This window comes from Lentzea xinjiangensis (genome assembly GCF_900110955.1).
Taxonomy (GTDB): domain Bacteria; phylum Actinomycetota; class Actinomycetes; order Mycobacteriales; family Pseudonocardiaceae; genus Lentzea; species Lentzea xinjiangensis.
In genome coordinates, this window is sequence record NZ_FOFR01000013.1 from 15,566 (window position 1) to 34,850 (window position 19,285).

General features: G+C 70.1%; 15 protein-coding genes. 7 read left to right on the plus strand and 8 right to left on the minus strand.

All coding sequences use genetic code 11. The features are described from left to right. Positions 1–28: 28 nt before the first annotated feature. Together BMW88_RS25385 and BMW88_RS25390 are read right to left on the minus strand one after the other, a co-directional pair. Positions 29–2,509 carry a DNA gyrase/topoisomerase IV subunit A gene (locus BMW88_RS25385; RefSeq protein ID WP_089954799.1) on the minus strand — a complete coding sequence of 827 codons (2,481 nt, stop codon included), beginning with the start codon at positions 2,507–2,509 and terminating at the stop codon, positions 29–31. A 31-nt stretch (positions 2,510–2,540) separates the two neighbouring features. After that, positions 2,541–4,592 (minus strand): DNA gyrase/topoisomerase IV subunit B, encoded by a 2,052-nt coding sequence (locus BMW88_RS25390; RefSeq protein ID WP_089954801.1) that lies wholly within the window; start codon positions 4,590–4,592, stop codon positions 2,541–2,543. Between the two features lie 641 nt (positions 4,593–5,233). Here BMW88_RS25390 and BMW88_RS25395 point away from each other — a divergent pair. From BMW88_RS25395 to BMW88_RS25410, 4 genes are all read left to right on the plus strand, one after another. Further along, entirely contained in the window at positions 5,234–6,400 is a 1,167-nt protein-coding gene (locus BMW88_RS25395; protein ID WP_218148205.1) for a pyridoxal phosphate-dependent aminotransferase, read from the plus strand. 46 nt (positions 6,401–6,446) lie between these two features. Continuing rightward, entirely contained in the window at positions 6,447–8,045 is a 1,599-nt protein-coding gene (locus BMW88_RS25400; RefSeq protein WP_089954805.1) for a DUF4331 domain-containing protein, read from the plus strand. A 116-nt stretch (positions 8,046–8,161) separates the two neighbouring features. Continuing rightward, a complete protein-coding gene (locus BMW88_RS25405) occupies positions 8,162–9,334 on the plus strand; it encodes a tetratricopeptide repeat protein (RefSeq protein WP_245778041.1) in 1,173 nt (390 codons plus the stop codon). Further along, entirely contained in the window at positions 9,331–10,734 is a 1,404-nt protein-coding gene (locus BMW88_RS25410) for a nickel/cobalt transporter (RefSeq protein ID WP_245778042.1), read from the plus strand. The genes BMW88_RS25405 and BMW88_RS25410 overlap by 4 nt, the downstream gene beginning before the upstream one ends. Before the next feature lie 63 nt (positions 10,735–10,797). Here BMW88_RS25410 and BMW88_RS25415 read toward each other — a convergent pair whose 3' ends face one another. Continuing rightward, positions 10,798–11,556: an anti-sigma factor family protein gene (locus tag BMW88_RS25415; protein WP_089954807.1), complete on the minus strand. Its 759-nt coding sequence runs from the start codon at positions 11,554–11,556 to the stop codon at positions 10,798–10,800. Between the two features lie 205 nt (positions 11,557–11,761). Beyond that, entirely contained in the window at positions 11,762–12,514 is a 753-nt protein-coding gene (locus BMW88_RS25420; RefSeq protein WP_177221299.1) for a TetR/AcrR family transcriptional regulator, read from the minus strand. An 86-nt stretch (positions 12,515–12,600) separates the two neighbouring features. Between BMW88_RS25420 and BMW88_RS25425 the strand changes: the two genes are divergently transcribed. After that, positions 12,601–13,554 (plus strand): ATP-binding cassette domain-containing protein, encoded by a 954-nt coding sequence (locus BMW88_RS25425; RefSeq protein ID WP_177221301.1) that lies wholly within the window; start codon positions 12,601–12,603, stop codon positions 13,552–13,554. After that, positions 13,551–14,339, plus strand: a complete 789-nt coding sequence (locus tag BMW88_RS25430) for an ABC transporter permease (RefSeq protein WP_218148206.1) — start codon at positions 13,551–13,553, stop codon at positions 14,337–14,339. The genes BMW88_RS25425 and BMW88_RS25430 overlap by 4 nt, the downstream gene beginning before the upstream one ends. On the opposite strand, the gene BMW88_RS25435 is transcribed toward BMW88_RS25430, so the two are convergent. Both BMW88_RS25435 and BMW88_RS25440 read right to left on the minus strand, forming a co-directional pair. Then, entirely contained in the window at positions 14,256–14,996 is a 741-nt protein-coding gene (locus BMW88_RS25435; RefSeq protein ID WP_089954814.1) for a BUD32 family EKC/KEOPS complex subunit, read from the minus strand. The two genes, BMW88_RS25430 and BMW88_RS25435, sit on opposite strands and share 84 nt — an antisense overlap. Before the next feature lie 138 nt (positions 14,997–15,134). Then, positions 15,135–15,989 (minus strand): bile acid:sodium symporter family protein, encoded by an 855-nt coding sequence (locus tag BMW88_RS25440; RefSeq protein ID WP_245778043.1) that lies wholly within the window; start codon positions 15,987–15,989, stop codon positions 15,135–15,137. Positions 15,990–16,125: 136 nt separating this feature from the next. On the opposite strand from BMW88_RS25440, the gene BMW88_RS25445 reads away from it, so the two are divergent. Beyond that, positions 16,126–16,827, plus strand: coding sequence for an LLM class flavin-dependent oxidoreductase (locus BMW88_RS25445; RefSeq protein WP_089954816.1), 702 nt, complete (start codon positions 16,126–16,128; stop codon positions 16,825–16,827). On the opposite strand, the gene BMW88_RS25450 is transcribed toward BMW88_RS25445, so the two are convergent. After that, positions 16,746–17,786 (minus strand): MFS transporter, encoded by a 1,041-nt coding sequence (locus BMW88_RS25450; protein WP_089954818.1) that lies wholly within the window; start codon positions 17,784–17,786, stop codon positions 16,746–16,748. The two genes, BMW88_RS25445 and BMW88_RS25450, sit on opposite strands and share 82 nt — an antisense overlap. A gap of 148 nt (positions 17,787–17,934) precedes the next feature. Further along, complete coding sequence (locus tag BMW88_RS25455) at positions 17,935–19,266, minus strand: cellulose binding domain-containing protein (RefSeq protein ID WP_089954820.1); 1,332 nt, start codon at positions 19,264–19,266, stop codon at positions 17,935–17,937. Positions 19,267–19,285: the final 19 nt, after the last annotated feature.

Genomic DNA, 19,285 nt, shown 5'->3' on the forward strand with positions numbered 1-19,285 from the left:
CGCCCTCGCCGGCGGCGAACCCGCCGGCTCAGTTCCGCTCGACCAGGTGCCCGACCACGACCGGACCGGGATGCGCGTGCCCCGAGCCGTCCCGCCGCGGATCGACGTCCGGCAGCTCGACCGGCGACCCCTTCTCGTCCGCACCCGCGGGCCTGCTGCCGATCCACGCCAGCACCAGGTGCGTCTCACCCTTGAGGAACCGCTGCGACCGCACACCGCCCGTGGCACGACCCTTGGCCGGATACTCGCTGAACGGCGTGACCTTGACACTCTGCCCCGACGACGTGACGACCATCGGCTCACCGTGCTCGTCGTCGTCCGTGCGGATCGCCCCGAAGAACACCACCTGCGCGTCACCACTCAGGTTGATGCCCGCCATGCCGCCGCCCTTGAGGCCCTGCGGCCGCACCAGCTTCGCGTCGTAGCGCAACAACGACGAGTCGGAACTGACGAACGCGAGCGTCTCGCTGCCGTCCGTGAGCCACGTGCAGCCGACGACCTCGTCGCCGTCCTTGAGCGTGATCACCTCGAACTCGTCCGACCGCACCGGCCACTCCGGCGCGCAGATCTTGACCGTGCCGAGCTTCGTCCCGAGCGCGAGACCCGGAGAGTCCTTCGGATCGAGCGGCGCGATGCCGACGACCTTCTCCCCCTTCTGCAACGGCACCAGCTCACTGGCCGCCATGCCGCCCCGCAGGCTCACGGTCCCGCTCTGCTCCGGCAGCACCGGCAGCGGCAGCACGTCGGTCTTGAACGCCCGGCCCAGGTTCGTGATCAGCACGACCTGCCCGCGCGCGGTGGAGTGCACGGTCGCCGCGACGGCGTCGTGCTTCACCCGACCCGCCCGCCGCTTGCCCTCGGACACCTCCTCCGACTCGGCCGCGGTGCGCGCGACCAGCCCGGTGGCGCTGAGGATCACCTGGCACGGATCGTCCGCGACCTCCAGCGGCCCCGCGGGCTTCGACGCCGCCAGCACCTCCTTGAGGTCACCGTCGATCAAGCTCGTCCTGCGGTCACCGCCGAGCTCCTTCGCCACCGCCGCCAGCTCGGCCGAGACGAGCTTCTTCAGCACGCCCTCGTCCTCCAGGATCGCGGTGAGCTCCGCGATCTCCTTGGTGAGCTTGTCCTGCTCGGCCTCGAGCTCCAGCTTGTCGTAGCGGGTGAGGCGGCGCAGCGGTGTGTCGAGGATGTAGGAGGCCTGCACCTCCGACAGCTTGAACTGCTTCATCAGGCCGTCCTTGGCGGCAGCGGCGTTCTCGCTGCCCCGGATCAGCTTGATGACCTTGTCGATGTCGAGCAGGGCCTTGAGCAGACCCTCGACCAGGTGCAACCGCTCCTCGCGCTTGCGGCGCCGGAACTTCGTGCGCCGCGTGACGACCTCGTACCGGTGCCGCAGGAAGACCTCCAGCAGCTCCTTGAGGCCGAGCGTCTGCGGCTGCCCGTCGACCAGCACCAGGTTGTTGATGCCGAACGACTGCTCCATCGGCGTGAGCCGGTAGAGGTCCGCGAGCAACGCCTGCGGGTTCACCCCGACCTTGCACTCGATGACGAGCCGGATGCCGTTCTCGCGGTCGGTGAGGTCCTTGACGTCCGCGATGCCCGTGAGCCGCTTGGACTTGTTCACCTCGTCGGTGATCTTCTCGACGATCCGCTCCGAACCGACGCCGTACGGCAGCTCGGTGACCGTGATGGCCTGCCGCCCCCGGCTGCCCTCCAACGGCCCGATCTCGACCTTGGCGCGCATCCGCACCACGCCCCGGCCGGTCTCGTAGGCCTTCCTGACCTCGTCGAGACCCAGCAGGATGCCACCGGTCGGCAGGTCGGGCCCCGGCACGAACTCCATGAGCTTGTCGAGGTCGGCGTTCGGGTGGGTGATGAGCCACCGCGCCGCGCCCACGACCTCGCGCAGGTTGTGCGGGATCATGTTCGTGGCCATGCCCACCGCGATCCCGGACGTGCCGTTGACCAGCAGGTTCGGGAACGCCGCCGGCAACACCGTCGGTTCGTCGAGCGACCCGTCGTAGTTCGGCCGGAAGTCGATCGTGTCCTCGTTCAGCTCGCCGACGAGCTGCATGGCGACCGGGGACATCCGGCACTCGGTGTAGCGGCTCGCGGCCGGTCCGTCGTCCGGGCTGCCGAAGTTGCCGTGCCCGTCGATCAACGGCTCGTTGAGGCTGAAGTCCTGCGCGAGGCGGACCAACGCGTCGTAGATCGCCGTATCGCCGTGAGGATGAAATTTGCCCATTGTGTCCCCTACGACGCGTGATGACTTCACATACGCGTGCGTCGGCCGGTAACCGGCCTCGTGCATCGAGTAGAGGATGCGGCGGTGCACCGGCTTGAGGCCGTCCCGCGCGTCCGGCAGTGCCCGCGAGTGGATGACCGAGTACGCGTACTCCAGGTACGAGTCCTCGATCTCCGTCTTCAGCGAGTTGTCGAGCACCCTGGCGCCGGCCCGGTCGAACGCGGCGGGGTCGACCTTGGTCGTGGGTCCCTTGCGGCGTGCCATGACTTCGTAACTCCGTCTGTCCGTAGAAGGCTTAGAGGTCGATGGCCGACTGGTCGACCCGTGCGGCGGACTCGACGAGCCAGTTGCGCCGCGGCTCGACCTTCTCGCCCATCAGCAGTTCGAGTGCTTCCTCGGCTGCTTCGGCGTCGTCCATCGTGATGCGGCGGACCGAGCGGGTGGCCGGGTTCATCGTGGTCTCCCACAGCTCGTCGGCGTCCATCTCGCCGAGGCCCTTGAAACGCGGCACCGGCGTGACGACCTGCTTGCCGGCCTTCTCCAGCTGCGCGACCTTCTGCTCCATCTGCCGCTGGGTGAAGGTGAAGTGCGTTTCCGGGTTGCGCCCGCGCGTCATGACTTTGTGCAGCGGGGGCATGGCCGCGTAGAGGCGGCCGTCCTCGATGACCGGGCGCATGTACTTGGCGAACAGCGTGATCAGCAGCGTCCGGATGTGGCTGCCGTCGACGTCCGCGTCGGCCATCAGGATGACGCGGCCATAGCGCATCTGGGAGATGTCGAACGTGCGGCCGGTTCCGGCGCCGAGGACCTGGACGATGGAGGCGATCTCGGCGTTGCGAAGCGTGTCGGCCAGGGAGGCCTTCTGGACGTTGAGGATCTTGCCGCGCAACGGGAGCAGCGCCTGGTACTCGGAGACGCGTGCCATTCTGGCCGACCCGAGGGCGCTGTCGCCTTCCACGAGGAAGAGTTCGCTGCGCGACACGCCCGTGGTCCGGCAGTCGACGAGCTTGGCGGGCATCGCCGCGCCCTCCAGCGCCGTCTTGCGCCGCGCCGCGTCCTTCTGCTGCTTCTGGGTGAGCCGGACGCGGGAGGCGTCGACGACCTTCTGCAGGACGGTCTTGGCCTCGACCTTGGTCTTGCGGTCCTCGGTCCAGGCGCGGACCTGCCGGTCGACGATGCCCTGCAGGACCTTGGTGATGCCGGCGGTGGAGAGCTCGTCCTTGGTCTGCGAGGTGAACTGCGGTTCGGGGATGCGGACGTGGACGACGGCGGTCATGCCCTCCAGCACGTCGTCGAGGGTCGGCATCTCCTCCTTGGGCTTCAGCAGGCCGCGGGTCTTGGAGATGGCGTCCTGCACGGCCTTGAGGACGGCGCGGTCGAAGCCGCGGCGGTGGGTGCCGCCGTGCACGTTGCGGATGGTGTTGGTGAAGCACTCGACGGTGCGCTCGTAGCCGGTGCCCCAGCGCAGGGCCACCTCGACTTCGGCCTGGCGCTCCACTTTGGACCGCATCACGCCGTTCTCGTCGGCGGCGTTCTCGAAGTAGGTGCCGGAGCCTGTGATCACCAGGGTGCCCGAGACGGCCCGGTCGCCGGAGGGGGCGAGGAACTCGACCATGTCCGTCAGGCCGTTCGGGTAGTGGAAGACCTCTTCGGCGATCGTGTCTTCCAGCGCCGAGCGGAGGACGTAGGTGACGCCCGGCACGAGGAAGGCCGTGTTGCGCAGCTTCGTGCGGACCACCTCGACGTCGAGGGTGGCGCCGTTCTCGAAGTAGCGGGCGTCGTGCCAGTAGCGGATGGAGGTGCCGGTCGACTCGGAGCGCTTCATCTTGCCGACGACGTTCAGCCCGCTCTGGCGGGTGAACTTCGCCTTGGGGCCGGGGCCGTCGAAGACGCCGGGAACGCCGTGGGCGAACGACATCTCGTGCACCTTGCCGCCACGTCGGACCGTGACGTCGAAGCGGTGCGAGAGGGCGTTCACGGCGGAGGCGCCGACGCCGTGCAGGCCGCCGGAGGTCTTGTAGCCGGAGCCGCCGAACTTGCCGCCGGCGTGCAGCTTCGTCAGGACCAGTTCCACACCGGACAGACCGGACTTGGCGTGGACGTCGGTGGGGATGCCGCGGCCGTCGTCGTCGACCTGGACGCTGCCGTCCGCGTGCAGCGTGACCACGATCTTCGTGGCGTGGCCGGCCACGCCCTCGTCGGTCGAGTTGTCGACGATCTCGCTGAAGAGGTGGTTGATGCCCCGGCTGTCGGTGGACCCGATGTACATGCCGGGCCGCTTGCGGACGGCCTCCAGACCCTCGAGGTGCGTCAGGTCGTCGGCCCCGTACAGGGTCTCTGCGGTCACGGGTACTGCTCCCTGGATCGTGTGCGGACTGCCAGCAGGGTATCCGCACCGTCTGACAATTCTTAGCAGGACGCCCGTCTTGGAGGTGGGAACCGGCCTGGGTGGTGCGTCACCAGACCTGGGGTCGCGGGGCCCCGTGGCGGAATACCCGCATTTCAGGGCCGTGCCGACCGGCCGGGGCGTCGGGTGGCGGCGGTGCGATCCGGGGTCGGGGGCAGCGCGGAATCGGTGCTCTGGGGACGCGCGGAATCACCGCACGTCACGGCCTCGGCGGGCGCCGCCGGGTGGGTGGAGCGTGACGGTCGGCCACTGTGAGCGACCGGCGGGGGTGACCGCATGTGTGCGCGAATGTTCGGATCCGAACGGCCGTCTGCGCCGGGGAGCCGTCGCCGGACGCGCCTGCGGCGGGCCTCCGGCCGCGTCCGGACCGCGATCCCGAGCCGGGGACCGACCGCTCCGGAGGCACCGCCTGTCTGTCCGATGTGGACGATCGACGGACAGGGCGGGGGCCGAGGAACCGGCGGGCGCGAGGTTGCGCGCGAGACCGTTCCGAGACCTTCCCGAAACGGTCCCGTGAACCGCGATGAACGCCGGCACGTATGCCCCGGTGTCGGAAACGGACCGAGGGACGGAGTGATCGCGTGCGCCATGGTGTCGACTCGGGTCTTTTCCAGCAGACCGCGCACAGCCCGTCTTATTTCGAGCTGTCGAGGACCGGCGCCGGCGAGCTCGTCGACTTCTGCATCCCCTGCAACCCGTACTTCCCGACGCCGCAGATGTTCGAGGAGCTGGCGAAGAACCTCGAGTCCGTGCTGAAGTTCTACCCGAGCGACTCGGCCAAGATCGCGCAGCAGCTCAGCACCGTCCTGGGGCTCAACCCGGCCACGATCGCCATGTCGAACGGGTCGACCGAGCTCATCACGTGGATGGACCACATGTGGGTCCGCGACAGCATCGCGATCCCGATCCCCACCTTCGGCCGCTGGACCGACCAGCCGATGGAGAACGACAAGCGCGTCGACATGTTCCCGCTGCAGGAGAGCAACAACTTCGAGCTGGACGTCGACGAGTACATCAAGTTCATCCGCGCGCGGGGGTCGCGCACGGCGGTGGTCTGCAACCCGAACAACCCCGACGGCGGCTACCTGCCGCGCCGGGAGATCGTCCGGTTCATGGACGAGCTCGCCGACCTGGACCTGGTCGTGATCGACGAGTCGTTCATCGACTTCGTCGAGGTCGAGCGCGCGCCGTCGGTCGCGGCCGAGGCGTCGATCCGGCCCAACGTGGTCGTGCTGAAGAGCCTCGGCAAGAACTTCGGGCTGCACGGCATCCGGTTCGGCTACCTCGTCGCGAACCCCGGTCTGGCCGGCAAGATGCGGCGGACGCTGCCGAAGTGGAACCTCAACTCCCTCGCCGAGACCGTCGTGTTCATGCTCGCCGAGCACGAGGCGGAGTACGCGGAGAGCCTGCGGCTGCTGAGCCGCGACCGCTACCGGATGGGCGTGGAGCTCTCCCGCATCCCCGATCTGACCGTGTACTCGTCGCAGGCCAACTTCCTGCTGGTCAAGCTCGGCGGCGGCGTGGACGGCCGCGAGCTGCGCGACCACCTGCTGTCGCGGCACCAGGTCTTCATCCGCGAGTGCGGCAACAAGCTCGGCATGAGCAGCCGGTTCGCGCGCCTGGTGGTGCGGCCGGAGCACGACGTCGACCGGCTCGTCGAAGGAATCCGCGACTTCACCCAAGCGAGGTGGACCTCGGAGCACGCGAGCCACTCCGGCGAACCCTCGCTCCTCATGCACAGCGCCTGACCGTTCCCAGAGCATTCGAGAGCTCCCCGTCGAGAGGTCCCAGACGATGTCATCACCGCACGTCCTCAGCGGTCGGCGCGGCCAGGTGGCTGCGGCCGCGCTGGTCGGCGCGACACTGCTCAACGCGGCCATGTTCGGCGGCACCGGCGCGACCGCGTCCTCCCACCGCGAGGCTCCGCTCGTCGCGAGCAACCCGGCCGTGGACAACACCGACCTGTACGCGTTCGTCAGTCCTGACCACAAGGACACCGTGACGCTGGTCGGCAACTGGTTCCCGTTCCAGGAACCCAACGGCGGCCCGAACTTCTACCCGTGGGCCGAGGACGCGCAGTACGACTTCAACATCGACAACGACGGCGACGCGAAGGCCGACGTCATCCTCCGCTGGCAGTTCCGCAACGACGACCGGCGCAAGAACAACACTTTCCTGTACGCCAACGGCGTCGTGGACTCGCTCGACGACGAGAACCTGCTGTTCCGCCAGCGCTACGACATCGAGGCGATCTACGAGAACGGCCAGAAGGTCAAGCTCATCAGCAACGCCCCGGTCGCGCCGTCGCCGAACGGCGCGGCGGCGATGCCGGACTTCAAGAAGCTGCGCGACCAGGCGGTGCTGGCGCTGCCCGGCGGCGGCAAGGTCTACGTCGGACCGGCGGAGGACTCGTTCTTCCTCGACCTGCGGGTGTTCGACCTGCTCTACGGCGGCAACCTGAGCGAGGTCGGCCAGGACACGCTGCGCGGCTACAACGTCAACTCGATCGCGATCCAGCTGCCCAAGCAGGCGCTGGCGCTGAAGAACGACGCGCACCGCAACCCGAACATCGGTGTCTGGAGCACGACGCAGCGCCGCACGCTCAAGCTCTCGCCGGGCAAGGCGGAGCCGCAGGGCGACTTCGTGCAGGTCTCGCGCCTGGGCAACCCGCTGGTGAACGAGGTCGTGGCCCCGGCGGGCCTCAAGGACGCGTTCAACGGCCTGCGCCCGGACCAGGACGCGGGCGTGAAGGAGCTCGTCGACCGGGTCGTGAACCCGGAGCTGCCGAAGCTGATCGAGGGCATCTACAAGATCCCGGCGCCGCAGGGCCAGCGCGACGACCTGGCGGAGATCTTCCTGACCGGCATCACGAAGAAGCTCGGCGGGCAGATCAACGCCGACCTGAACTCGCAGATCAACAACGCCGACGCCGACAAGAACCGGTTCCGGCCGTCGGAGATGCTGCGGCTGAACATGATGATCGACCCGAACCCCAACCCGAACCGGCTCGGCCTGCTCGGCGGTGACCAGCAGGGCTTCCCCAACGGCCGGCGCCTCACCGACGACGTGGTCGACATCGGCATCCAGGCGTTCGAGGGCGCGGCGGCGACCGGCAAGCTCGTCGAGGCGCTCGCCGCCGGTGACAAGGTCGACGCGAACGACCAGCCGTTCGAGGCGAACTTCCCGTACCTGGCCCTGCCGCGCAACGGCACGGCGGTCAACGCGTCCGGCACCGAGGCGAACATCGCGGTCAACCCGGTCGGCAGGATCGCCAGCCTGGACCCGATGGCGATGACCACCGCGGTGGGCTCGGCGTTCGTGTTCGGCGCGGGCTTCTGGCTGTGGCGCAAGCGCCAGCAGCAGATCCGCAGGTACGGGTCGCACTCGAAGTGAGGTACCAGCAGCGGCAGGCCGTCGCGGTGGGTCTCCTGGTCACCGCGGTGCTTGTCCACTCAGCCGCCCCCGGTCCTGCCGGCAGCAGGGCCGGGGGCGAGCCCCCCGTTCCGGCTGTGGCGCAGCAGAACCGGATGCACCGCGTGGTGCACCAGCTCCAGCAGCGGTTGCACGCCGTGCCGCAGGACCAGGACTCCTGGGCGCAGCTCGGCGCGTCCTATGTGGAGCTGGCGCGCGTCACCGCCGACCCCTCCTACTACGCGAAGGCCGAGGGCGCGTTGAAGAACGCGGGCGACACGGGTCTCGCCGCGATCGGCATGGGCACGCTGGCCAACGCCCGCCACGACTTCCACGCCGCCCGCGACTGGGCGCGCAAGGCGATCACCGCGCTGCCGCGGTCGGCGGAGGCGCACGGCGTGCTCGCGGACGCGCTGACGCAGCTCGGCGACGACGCGGGCGCCCAGGACGCGGTGCAGCGGATGCTGGACCTGGAGCCCGGCACGGCGTCGTTCGCCCGCGCCTCCTTCCACTTCGAGCTCCACGGCGACGTCGACGGCGCCCGCGACGCCATGCACCGCGCGCTGGCCGCGGCCGCGACGCCCGAGGAGATCGCGTTCTGCCGTTACCGGCTGGGCGAACTCGCGTTCGACCACAACCGGCTCGACGACGCCGCGCAGCACTACCGGCAGGGACTGGCGGCGAGAGGAGACGACATGGCTCTCACTCAGGGCATGGCCAAGGTGGCGGCGGCACGGGGTGACGTCCCGGCGGCGCTCGACACCTACCGCGCGCTGGTGGCCCGCGCTCCCCTGCCCCAGTACCTCCAGGAGTACGCGGAGCTGCTGGAGGCGGGTGGCCGGCACGACGAGGCGGCCAGGCAGTACGAGGTCCTCACCGAGCAGCAGCGGCTGATGGAGGCGCAGGGTGCCTCCGACGACCTGGCCGCGGCCCTGCACGCCGCCGACCGCGGTGACGGCGTGCAGGCGTTGCGCCGCGCGGAAGCCGAGTGGAGCCGCCGGCAGAGCGTCTTCGTGGCCGACGCGATGGCCTGGGCGCTGCACGTGACCGGCCGTGACGCCGAGGCACTGGCCTTTTCCGACCGCGCGGTGTCGTTGGGCTGGCAGAACGCCACGTTCTCCTACCACCGCGGCATGATCCTGGCCGCGCTCGGCCGGGTCGCCGAGGCGCAGGAGGCGCTGGTGCGGGCGCTGCGGCTGAACGCGAACTTCTCCCCGTTGCAGGCGCTGAAGGCGGGCCGCAAGCTCGCCGAGCTGCGCGGCGGCCGGTGAGCCTGCCGGGCCGGGTCGTGCGGCCCGTCCTGGTGACCGCCCTGCTGCTCGCGGGCGTGTTCTTCCTCAACGGCGAGGCGTCCGGCCATCCGCTCGGCAACTTCAGCGTCAACCACCACCACGGGCTGCACCTGCACCCGGACCGCGTCGACCTGAGATCCGTGGTCGACGTGGCGGAGATCCCGACGCTGCAGGAGGACTTGCAGAACCGCGACGCGAGGCGGTGGTGCGGCGAGGTCGCCCGCACCGGCATCGCCGCGGTGGACGGGCGGCGGATCACCTGGACGCTCACCACCGCCACCAAGGAGCACCCCGTCGGCCAGGCCGACCTGCTCACCACGAGGCTGGTCTGCGAGCTCACGGCGAAGGTGGACCTGAGCCGGCCCGCGCGGCTCGAGTTCCGCGACGAGTCGAACAGCGACAGGGTCGGCTGGCGCGAGATCACCGCGGCCGGCACCGGGATCAGGCTGACGGACTCGCAGGTGCCGACCGAGAGCGTCAGCGACGAGCTGCGCGCCTACCCGGAGGACCTGCTCGGCAACCCGGTGGACGTCCGCTCGGTCGCGTTCGGCGCCGAGCCGGGCGGCGGGTCGGAGCCGCGGCGGGCCACCGGCTCGGCGATCGGGTCGTTGAGCGTCACGGCGGCCGCGTTGAACGACGTCCTGGGCAGCGACGACCTCACGCCGTGGCTCGGGTTCCTGGCTTTGCTGCTGTCGTTGGCGCTCGGCGCCTCCCACGCGGCGTTGCCCGGTCACGGCAAGACGCTGATCGCCGCCTATCTCGCCGGCCGTCAGGGCACGCCGAAGGACGCGTTCATCGTCGGTGCGTCGGTCACGGTCACGCACACCGGCGGTGTGCTGGTCCTCGGTCTGGTCATCAGCGCCTCCAGCGCGCTGGCGGGCGAGCAGGTGCTGCGCTGGCTCGGGCTGGTCAGCGGCGTGCTGATCGCGGTGATCGGCGTGCTGCTGTTGCGCTCCGCCATGACCAGGGAACCCGCCCTCGCCGGCGTCGGGCACGGGCAAGGCCACGGGCAAGGCCACGGGCATGGGCACGGCCACGGGCATGGGCACGGGCACGGGCATGGGCATGGCTACAGCCGGGCGAGCCTGATCGGCATGGGCGCGGCCAACGGCCTGGTCCCGTCGCCGTCCGCGCTGGTCGTCCTGCTCGGCGCGATGGCGCTGGGCCGGACGTGGTTCGGCGTGCTGCTGGTCCTCGGGTACGGCTTCGGCATGGCCGCCACGCTCACCGCGGTCGGACTGCTGCTCGTGAAGGCGCGGGAACGCGTCGAAAGAATTCTCGACGGCCGGGCCAGCCGCGTCCTGTCTCATCACGCACCTGTCGGCACAGCCGCGATGGTGATCGTCGTCGGCGCCTGGCTCGCATTGCAGGCCGTTTAATCACATCAATGTGAGAAGGGCCCGGATTCTGCCTGAATCCGGGCCCTTCGTCCGTTTCCGGTCTCACATGTCCGCCACCACGAACGCCTTGCCCTCCGCGTTCTCGACCAGGATCGACTTCACCTGGTCCGGCGGAACGCTCACCATGCCCCGCACGGTGGCGCCCTCGACCCTGCCCTTCTCGGACGAGGTCCACGCGAAGGCCTCGGTCTTCGTGCCGTCGGCGCCGATCACGACCAGCTTGCACTTCTGCGCGGCCGGCAGGCCGCTGATCTTGGCCGTCACCAGGTACCTGTCCTGCGACGACGGTGCGATCTCCGCCACCAGGCTGATCCCGCCGGTCGCGCTCGCCTCGCCCGTGCGCGGTGCCGCGATCGACGATCCAGGGGCCTGGTCCTGCATGAGCACCGCGGCACCTCCGAACGCGACCACCGCGGCCACCGCCGCGGCGGCGAGGTAGCCCGGCCAGCGCCGGGGCTTGGCGTGCTGCGGTTGCGGGAGCTCCTGCACCGGCAGCGGACTGGCTCTCGGGCGCTGGTCGGCCGCCCGCGGCTGCGGGATGACCGACTCCTGCCTGATCTGCCGCAGCACCCGCTGCAGCACCAGGTCCGACGGCTTGGGGAGGTCGTCCTCGAGCTCGTGCAGGAACGCCTCACGGGGCACCTCGTCGAGCGCCGTGCGGATCCGGTGGAAGTCGGCGACCTGCGCGCGGCAGGCCGGGCAACCCCTCAGGTGTTGTTCCACACCACGGCTCTCGTGCGCGTCCAGAACGCCGAGCGCGTAGCAGCCAAGGGTGACCGCGTCGTGCCCGCCAGCTGTCATACGACCTCCTCGTCGTCCCGATTTGCCCCCGCGGCGAAACGGTGTCACAAGGAAAACGGGCAGAAAGGAGTGGTCGGTTCAGCTCGCGACCGAGTTCATTCCGATTGCGCATAACAATGGCATTACGTCACTGCGCGACCGCGGTTCGCGACCTGCCTGAGCAGTGCTTTTCACTCGAACGGACGACTCAAGTCGTCGGCCCCGGCTACAGACACGTAGATCGACGAACTGCCGGTCGATCTTCGGCTTCGACGAACGCGGCGAGGCCGTCGAGAACGCGCGCGAGACCGAACTCGAACTCGTCCAGCGGACGGTCGAAGCCGCCCGAACCGTAGAGGTAGGTCATCATCGGCAGGCGTTCCGGCGTGAAGTGCTCCCACAGCGACTCGGTGCCGTTCCACCAGTCCTCCTCGGACACCCCGGTCTCCCGTTCGGCCTGCACGCGGTCCGCCATCGTGCGGCCCACGCCGTCGACGAACTGCGCGACCGTCGTCACCACCGCCACCACCTCCTCGGGACGCAGCCCCAGGCCGGCGACGACGGCGTACGCGGCGTCCTGCCGCGTCATGGCCTGCGGGCCCGGCATCCGGCGCGAGGTCGTGAGCTGCAGCATCCACGGGTGCGCGCGGTACATCGACCACATCTGCCGCGCGAAGAACTCCAGACCGGCCCGCCACGGCCCCTCCGGGGTGTGCTCGGTCTCGCCCCACACCGCGTCGACCATCAGGTCGAGCAGCTCCGACTTGCCCGGCACGTGTCGGTAGAGCGACATCGCCGTGCTGCCCAGCTCCTCGGCGACCCGGCGCATGGTGAGCGCGTCGACGCCCTCGGCGTCGGCGACCTTGATCGCCGCCTGGACCACCCGCGCCTGGCTCAGCGCCGCCCTGGGGCCCCTGGTCGGCTCGGGCTGCGGCTCCCACAACAGGCGCACGCTGCGGTCCCGGTCGCTCTGCTTCACCCGGCCCCTCCTCTTCACACCGCTTGCGGATCAATCCTAGAACCGTGTACAACGTACACTGAGTGTACAAAGTACGCAGTTCAGCCATGGGGGTGGAAGTCGTGGGACACGCGGTGCTCGCAGAAGGGCTGCGCAAGAGGTTCGGTGACAAGTGGGCGTTGGACGGTTTCGACCTGGCCGTGCCCGCCGGCACGGTGTGCGGGCTGCTGGGCCCGAACGGCGCCGGCAAGACGACGGCGGTGCGCATCCTGGCCACGTTGCTGCGCCTGGACGGCGGACGGGGTGAGGTCGCGGGCCACGACGTGGTGCGCGAAGCGCCCGCGGTGCGCCGGCGGGTCGCGCTGAACGGCCAGCAGTCCACAGTGGACGACGTGCTGACCGGCAGGGAGAACCTGGTCATGTGGGGGCGGCTCTACCACCTGTCGCGGCGGCAGGCGCGGGCCCGGGCGGACGAGCTGCTGGAGCAGTTCGGCCTCACCGACGCCGCGGACAAGCGCGCCAAGCAGTACTCGGGCGGTATGCGGCGCCGCCTTGACCTGGCGTCGAGCTTCATCACGCGGCCGTCGGTGCTGTTCCTCGACGAGCCGACCACCGGCCTCGACCCGCGCAACCGCGGCGAGGTGTGGCGGGAGGTGCGGCGGGTCGTCACCGGGGGGACGACGGTGCTGCTCACGACGCAGTACCTGGACGAGGCCGACCAGCTCGCCGACCAGGTCGTCGTGCTCGACAGCGGCCGCGTGGCCGCGCAGGGCACGCCGGAGCGGCTCAAGTCCACCCTCGGCGGCGACCGGATCGAGGTCGTCGTCCGCGACGCGGGCGACCTGCCGGTCGTGCGGGACGTGCTCGGGCCGGACGCCGAGGTGGACCCGGACGCGTTCCGGGTGAGCGCGGCCGTGGCGGACCGGGTGGCGGCGTTGACGCGGGTGACGTCGGCGCTGGCGTCGAAGGGCGTGGAGGCCGAGGACATCGTGCTGCGGCGGCCGACGCTGGACGAGGTCTTCCTCGCGATCACGGGGCACAAAGCGCAGGTGCGGGCGTGAACGCGCTGCGGTTCGCCGTCGTCGACTCGTGGGTCGTGGCCAAGCGGGACCTGGTCCACTGGGTGCGCGAACCGGTCAGGGTGTTCGCGAACCTCGCCTACCCGATCATCTCCGTGCTGATCTTCGGGCTGGTCTTCGGCAGCGCGATGACCGTCTTCGGCGGCGGAGACTACATCGCCTTCCTGCTGCCGGGCATGTTCGGCCAGACCATCGCGTTCGGCGTGGCCGCGACGATGATGACGGTGTCGATCGACGCCGACCGGGGCGTCACCGACAGGTTCCGCGCCTCGCCGATGTCGCAGACCGGCGTGGTGGCCGGGCGCAGCCTCGCCGACCTGGTGAACTCGTCGCTGGAGCTGCTGGTGCTGGCGTTGTGCGGCCTGGTGATCGGCTGGTCGTTCCACAACGGCCTGCCGAACGCACTGCTGGCGTTCGCGTTGTTCCTGTGGCTGCGGTTCGCGCTCGTGTGGATCGGCATCTACCTCGGTCTCCTGGTGCGACCGGAAGCGGCGTCCGCGTCGTGGATGTTCCTGTTCCCGCTGACGATGTTCGCGAACACCTTCGTCTCACCGGAGCTGATGCCGGGCTGGCTGCGCGTGGTGGCCGAGTGGAACCCGCTGTCCTCGACGGTGGCGGCGGCACGTGAGCTGTTCGGCAACCCCGGCGTCGGCGGCGACTCCTGGGCCGCGCAGAACTCGCTGCTACTGGCCGTGCTCTGGCCCGCGGTGTTCGTGGCGGTCTTCTGGCCGCTGTCGGTGCTGAAGTACCGCAACCTCAGCCGCTAGGAACTCGGTCCGGAACTGGTCGGCGAGCCACCTCGCCAGCAGCCGCCGCCAGTTCCGGACCCTGGCCAGCAGCTCCGGGCGCAGTGCCGGGTCGTCCTCCCACTCCCGCCAGTCCTCGCTCGCGAGCCAGCCGATGCAGCCCGCGATCCGGTGCAGCCGCAGCAGGTCCGGGTCGGGCCGGTCGCCGTACCCGTCCCAGAACGCTTGCGGCAGCACGGTTCCGTGCAGGTAGAGGTGTTCCTCGAAGGCGGCGAGCTCGTCGAGCGGGTTGCCCAGGCCGGGGTTGTCCCAGTCGATCAGCGTCGCTCTCCCGTCGCCGACGATGACGTTGTAGAGGTTGACGTCGTTGTGCAGCAGGCCGATGCGGTGGATCTTGCGGAACGCCTCGCCGATGCTGCGCCAGACCTCCGCGGACACCGGCAGCGCGTCGGCCAGCGTCCTGCCCTCGACGTACTCGACCAGCACGTCGCCGCGCCCGTTGCAGGCGAGGACCTCCGGCGCGCCGGGCACGACGAACTTCGGCAGGTCGCGGGCCACCTTCGGTTGCCGCAGCACGGCTTTGCGCCCGTCGGCGAGGACCACCAGGTGCAGGGCGTTGGTGAGCCCGTCGCCGTGGAGCGGCTCGACGCTCCTGGCGTTCTCCAGTTGCCGGAACACTCGCACTCCACAGGTCGCACTGGCCCGTCCGCTGCGCCGCGGCCGACGATGGCGCAGCCGGACTCCATTGTGAACGGCGGCGGCAAGGGCGTGCCAGGTGCCGTGCGGAAAAGGCAGGAGCCTTGGCCGCCGTCGCGTTCAGACAGTCGTCGCGGTCCGGGACAACAACCGCGCGGCCACCGCCGCCGGCAGGTACATCAGCACGCCGTACACCGCGGGCGGGACCGCCATCGTCTCGTCGTTCAGCACCGTCAGCGCCAGTGTGATCGCGATCGTGGCGTTGTGGATGCCGATCTCCATGGCGCTGGCTACCGCCTGGCTCCGGTCGACCTTGAACGCCTTGGGCACGTAGTACCCGATCAGCAGGCTCAGGACGCTGAGCAACAGCGCGACCGGCCCGAGCGTCGCGATGTTGTCGACGAGCTGCCGGTGGGCCTGCGCGACCGCCGCGATGATCACGAGCACCAGCACCACCACGGACGCGATCCGCACGGGGTCGTTCATCCGCAGCGCCCACGCCGCGAACCTCCTGCGCACCACCATGCCGATCGCGACCGGCACCAGCACGATCGCGAACACCTGCGCGAACTTCGCCGGCTGCAGGCCGACGTCGGCGTTGTCCGCCATGAAGTGCGCCATGCTGAGCCCGACCACCAGCGGCAGCGTGAAGACCGCGAGCACCGAGTTGATCGCGGTGAGCGTGATGTTGAGCGCCACGTCCCCGCCGGCCAGGTGGCTGAAGAGGTTCGCCGACGTGCCGCCGGGTGAGGCGACCAGCAGCATCATGCCGACGGCCAGCACGCCCTCCAGCCCGAACGCGAGCACCAGTCCCAGGCAGATCACCGGCAGCACCAAGACCTGGCAGACCAGCGCGATGACCGCGGCCTTCGGGTACTTCGCGACCCTGGCGAAGTCGGCGCCGGTGAGGGTGAGCCCGAGGCCGAACATGACGAGCGCGAGCGCCAGCGGCAGGAAGATCTGGACGACGAGCACGACGGCCTCCAGCGGATGTCCGGCTTGTGCCGGTTGATCTGATCGGACGATCCTGGCGTTACGCCGCCGCCAGTGGAATAGGCCAGGTGGCGGCAACGCCTCCTCCCGGGCCTCCGGGCGGAGGCACACTGGACGCGTGCAGATCGGCGTCTTCACCGCGGGCGACCTCGAACCGGCCGGGATCGTGGCACTGGCGGTCGCCGCCGAGGACGCGGGCTTCGACGTCTTCGCGGTCGGCGAGCACCACAACCCGCCCTACAACTCCTCCTCCCCCGCCACGCTCCTGGCGCACATCGCCGCGCGGACAACGCGGATCGGCCTCTCCACCGCCACCACGCTGATCACCACGAACCGGCCGGAGCGCCTCGCCGCCGAGTACGCCACGCTGCAGCTCCTCGCGCCCGGCCGGACCGACCTCGTGCTCGGGCGAGGCACCACGGCGAAGGTGTTCGGCTGGTTCGGCGAACAGGCCGAGTACGGCCTGCCGCGCACGATCGAGCACTACGAGGCGCTCAAAGCCCTGTGGCCCACCCGGCCCTACCTCTGGCACGCCTGCACCCGGTCGCCGGAGATCGCCGATCTGGCCGCGGCGCACGGCGACGGGTTGTTCGTGTTCGCGGGCCACGCCGGCCTGGTCGCGCGGTACCGCGACCAGGCGGCGAGCCCGAGGCTCGGCGTGCTGGCGACCGAGGACGAGCTCGACGTGGCACTGGGCCTGCGCCCCGACCGGCTGCTGGTGCACGCCAGGAACCCCGCTCACCTCCTCAGGATCACCAGCGCCACCACCAGGACGAGCACGCCCACGGCCGCCGCCGATCCGAGCACCCACAGCCCGTAGACCGCGAACGCCACGAACTCCGACCCGATCGCGGCCACCGACGTGACCGTCGCACGAGCGTCGGACCCGATCCGGTGCTGCAACTCCGTCTCCACGTGCACCAGCACGAACCGGTACAGCCCGTAGAAGAGTCCGACCAGGACGATGGCCGCCGGCACGGCCAGCACCGCCGCCGCGACCAGCACCGCGCCGGACGCGAACAGGACCCAGCCGCGCCACGGCAACCGGCCGGCGAGTGCGGCACCGGCGGCGCCCGTCAACGGCACGCCGATCGTCGCGAGCGGCACCCACACCGTCGGCACGTGCCAGTCGTGGGCGAGCAGCGTGAAGTACTCCTCGATCGCGTCGATCGCGTAGACCAGGGCGACCGCCAGCACGGCGCGCCGGACCGGAACGGCCTCGCGCAGACCGGTTCTCAGCGTGGCGAGGTAGCCGGGCTCGTCGTCGCCGCCGGACCCGCGTGGCGGCTCCGGGAACCGCGCCGCGATCACCGACGAGGCCAGGCACATCGCGACGGACACCCACCCGGCCAGCCGGTAGCCGCCGAGGGAGAACAGCGCGGTGGCCATGACCGCGACCGGGACCTGGGCGATCAGCTCGATGGTGTCGACGCGGGCGTTGAGCCGGCCGTAGCGGTCCTCGTCGCCGTTGGCCGCCAGCCCGTCGTAGAGCAGGGCCTCGAACGCACCCGACTGCAGCGTGCCGCCCAGCCCCCACAGCACGAAACCGGCGGCGAACCCCCAGAAGGACGGGAACAGCACCCAGGCCGCGTACCCGGCCGCCTGCAGCACACCGGAGGCGACCAGGCAGCCGCGCCGCGAGAAGCGGTCGGCCAGCGCGCCCGACGGCACCTCGAACACGACCGCCGTGAGGGACCAGATCGCGAGCAGCACCGAGATCCGGGCGTCCGACAGGCCGCTGTCGGCGAAGAGCAGCGCGTACAGCGCGTAGATCGGGATGAGGTGCGAGCACCACGCCCACGCCGTCGCGGTCCGGGAGAGATCAGTTGAAGATCAATGTCGTCGTCGCATGACATCAGGGTAAGCCGCCGGCGCCACTGGTTTAAGTGGCGCCGGCGGCTCGTGGTCGTTCAGAACCCTGCCGCGGTCAGAACCCTGCCGTGATCTTCGTGAACGCGAGCTCCTGCTGCGGGATGCCCGAGCAGTGCGCCGCGATCTGGCCGTCGCAGCCGCCGCGGTCGCGGTTCACCGACCAGAACGCGAGGCGTCCCAGCCCGTTCGACTTCGACCAGTCGCGGATCGCCGTCCAGTCGTCGGTGGTGGTGAGCTCGCTGTGGTCGGACAGGCCGTTCATGCCGGAGATGCCCACGTGCTTGAAGGCCTCGGCGTCGCTCCAGCCGAAGGTCGACTTGAGCTTGTTCTTCAGCCCCGTGGCCGCGCTGATGGTGTCAGTGCGGATGTTGGAGCTGTGGAAGTCGAACGGCATGATCGTGAACACGTCGATGTTCGCGTTCAGCGCCTTGGCCTGGTCGATCAGCCGGGCGCCGTAGAAGTTCGGCCCGGTGGTGCCGGTGCCGAACGTGACGATCGTCTGGATGCCGGGGTTGTTCTGCTTGACGATCTTCAGCGCCGTGAGGATGCGGTCCTGCACCGTCGTGTTCTCGAACTCGTCGGAGTTCTCGATGTCGATGTCGATCGCCTTGAGCCCGTAGGCGTTGATGACCTGCTGGTAGGCACCTGCCAGCGCCTCCGCCGTCGCGCAGTTCGGGCCGAGCTTGTTGCCGCTCCAGCCGCCGAAGGACGGCACGATGTCACCGCCCGCGGCGCGGATGGCGTTGATCGTCTGCTGGTCGACGCCACCGGTCAGCGGGCGCTGGCCGTCCCACGAGGGGGTGCAGCCGCCGCTGGACAGGACGAACGCGAGCGTGAACCACTTGACGCCGGTCGAGGCCATGACCTGCGTGGCGCTCTGCGGGTTGCCCCAGCCCAGGTACAGGTAGGGCGCGCCGCGGCCGGTGCCGGGCACCGGCGGGTTCGACGTGGTCGTCGTGGTGGTGGTCGTGGTGGTCGTCGGCGGCTGCCCGCCGTCGCACGACCCGCCGTTGATCTTGCACCCGGTCGGGCTGCCGCCGGTGCCGCGCACGGTGAAGCCGAAGCTCACCGAGCCACCGACCGGCACGGTGCCGTTCCAGGTGTTGCGAACGGTGATGTTCTGCCCGTTCGCCGCGTAGCTGCCGTCCCAGAGCGACGCGATCGACTGCCCGCCCGGGAGCGTGAACTCGACCGTCCACGACGAGAGCGCGGAGCCACCGCTGTTGGAGATCGTGTACTTGGCCTCGTAACCGCTGCCCCAGTCCGACGTCTTGGTGAACGCCGCCGTCACACCCGTCGCGCCGCTCGCGGGAGCGGCGAGAACGCCTCCGACCACCGTGGCCATCGCCACCGCGGCGGTCAGGAGTTGCCAGCGGAACTTCTTCATGGTGCTCCATCCACGTGCA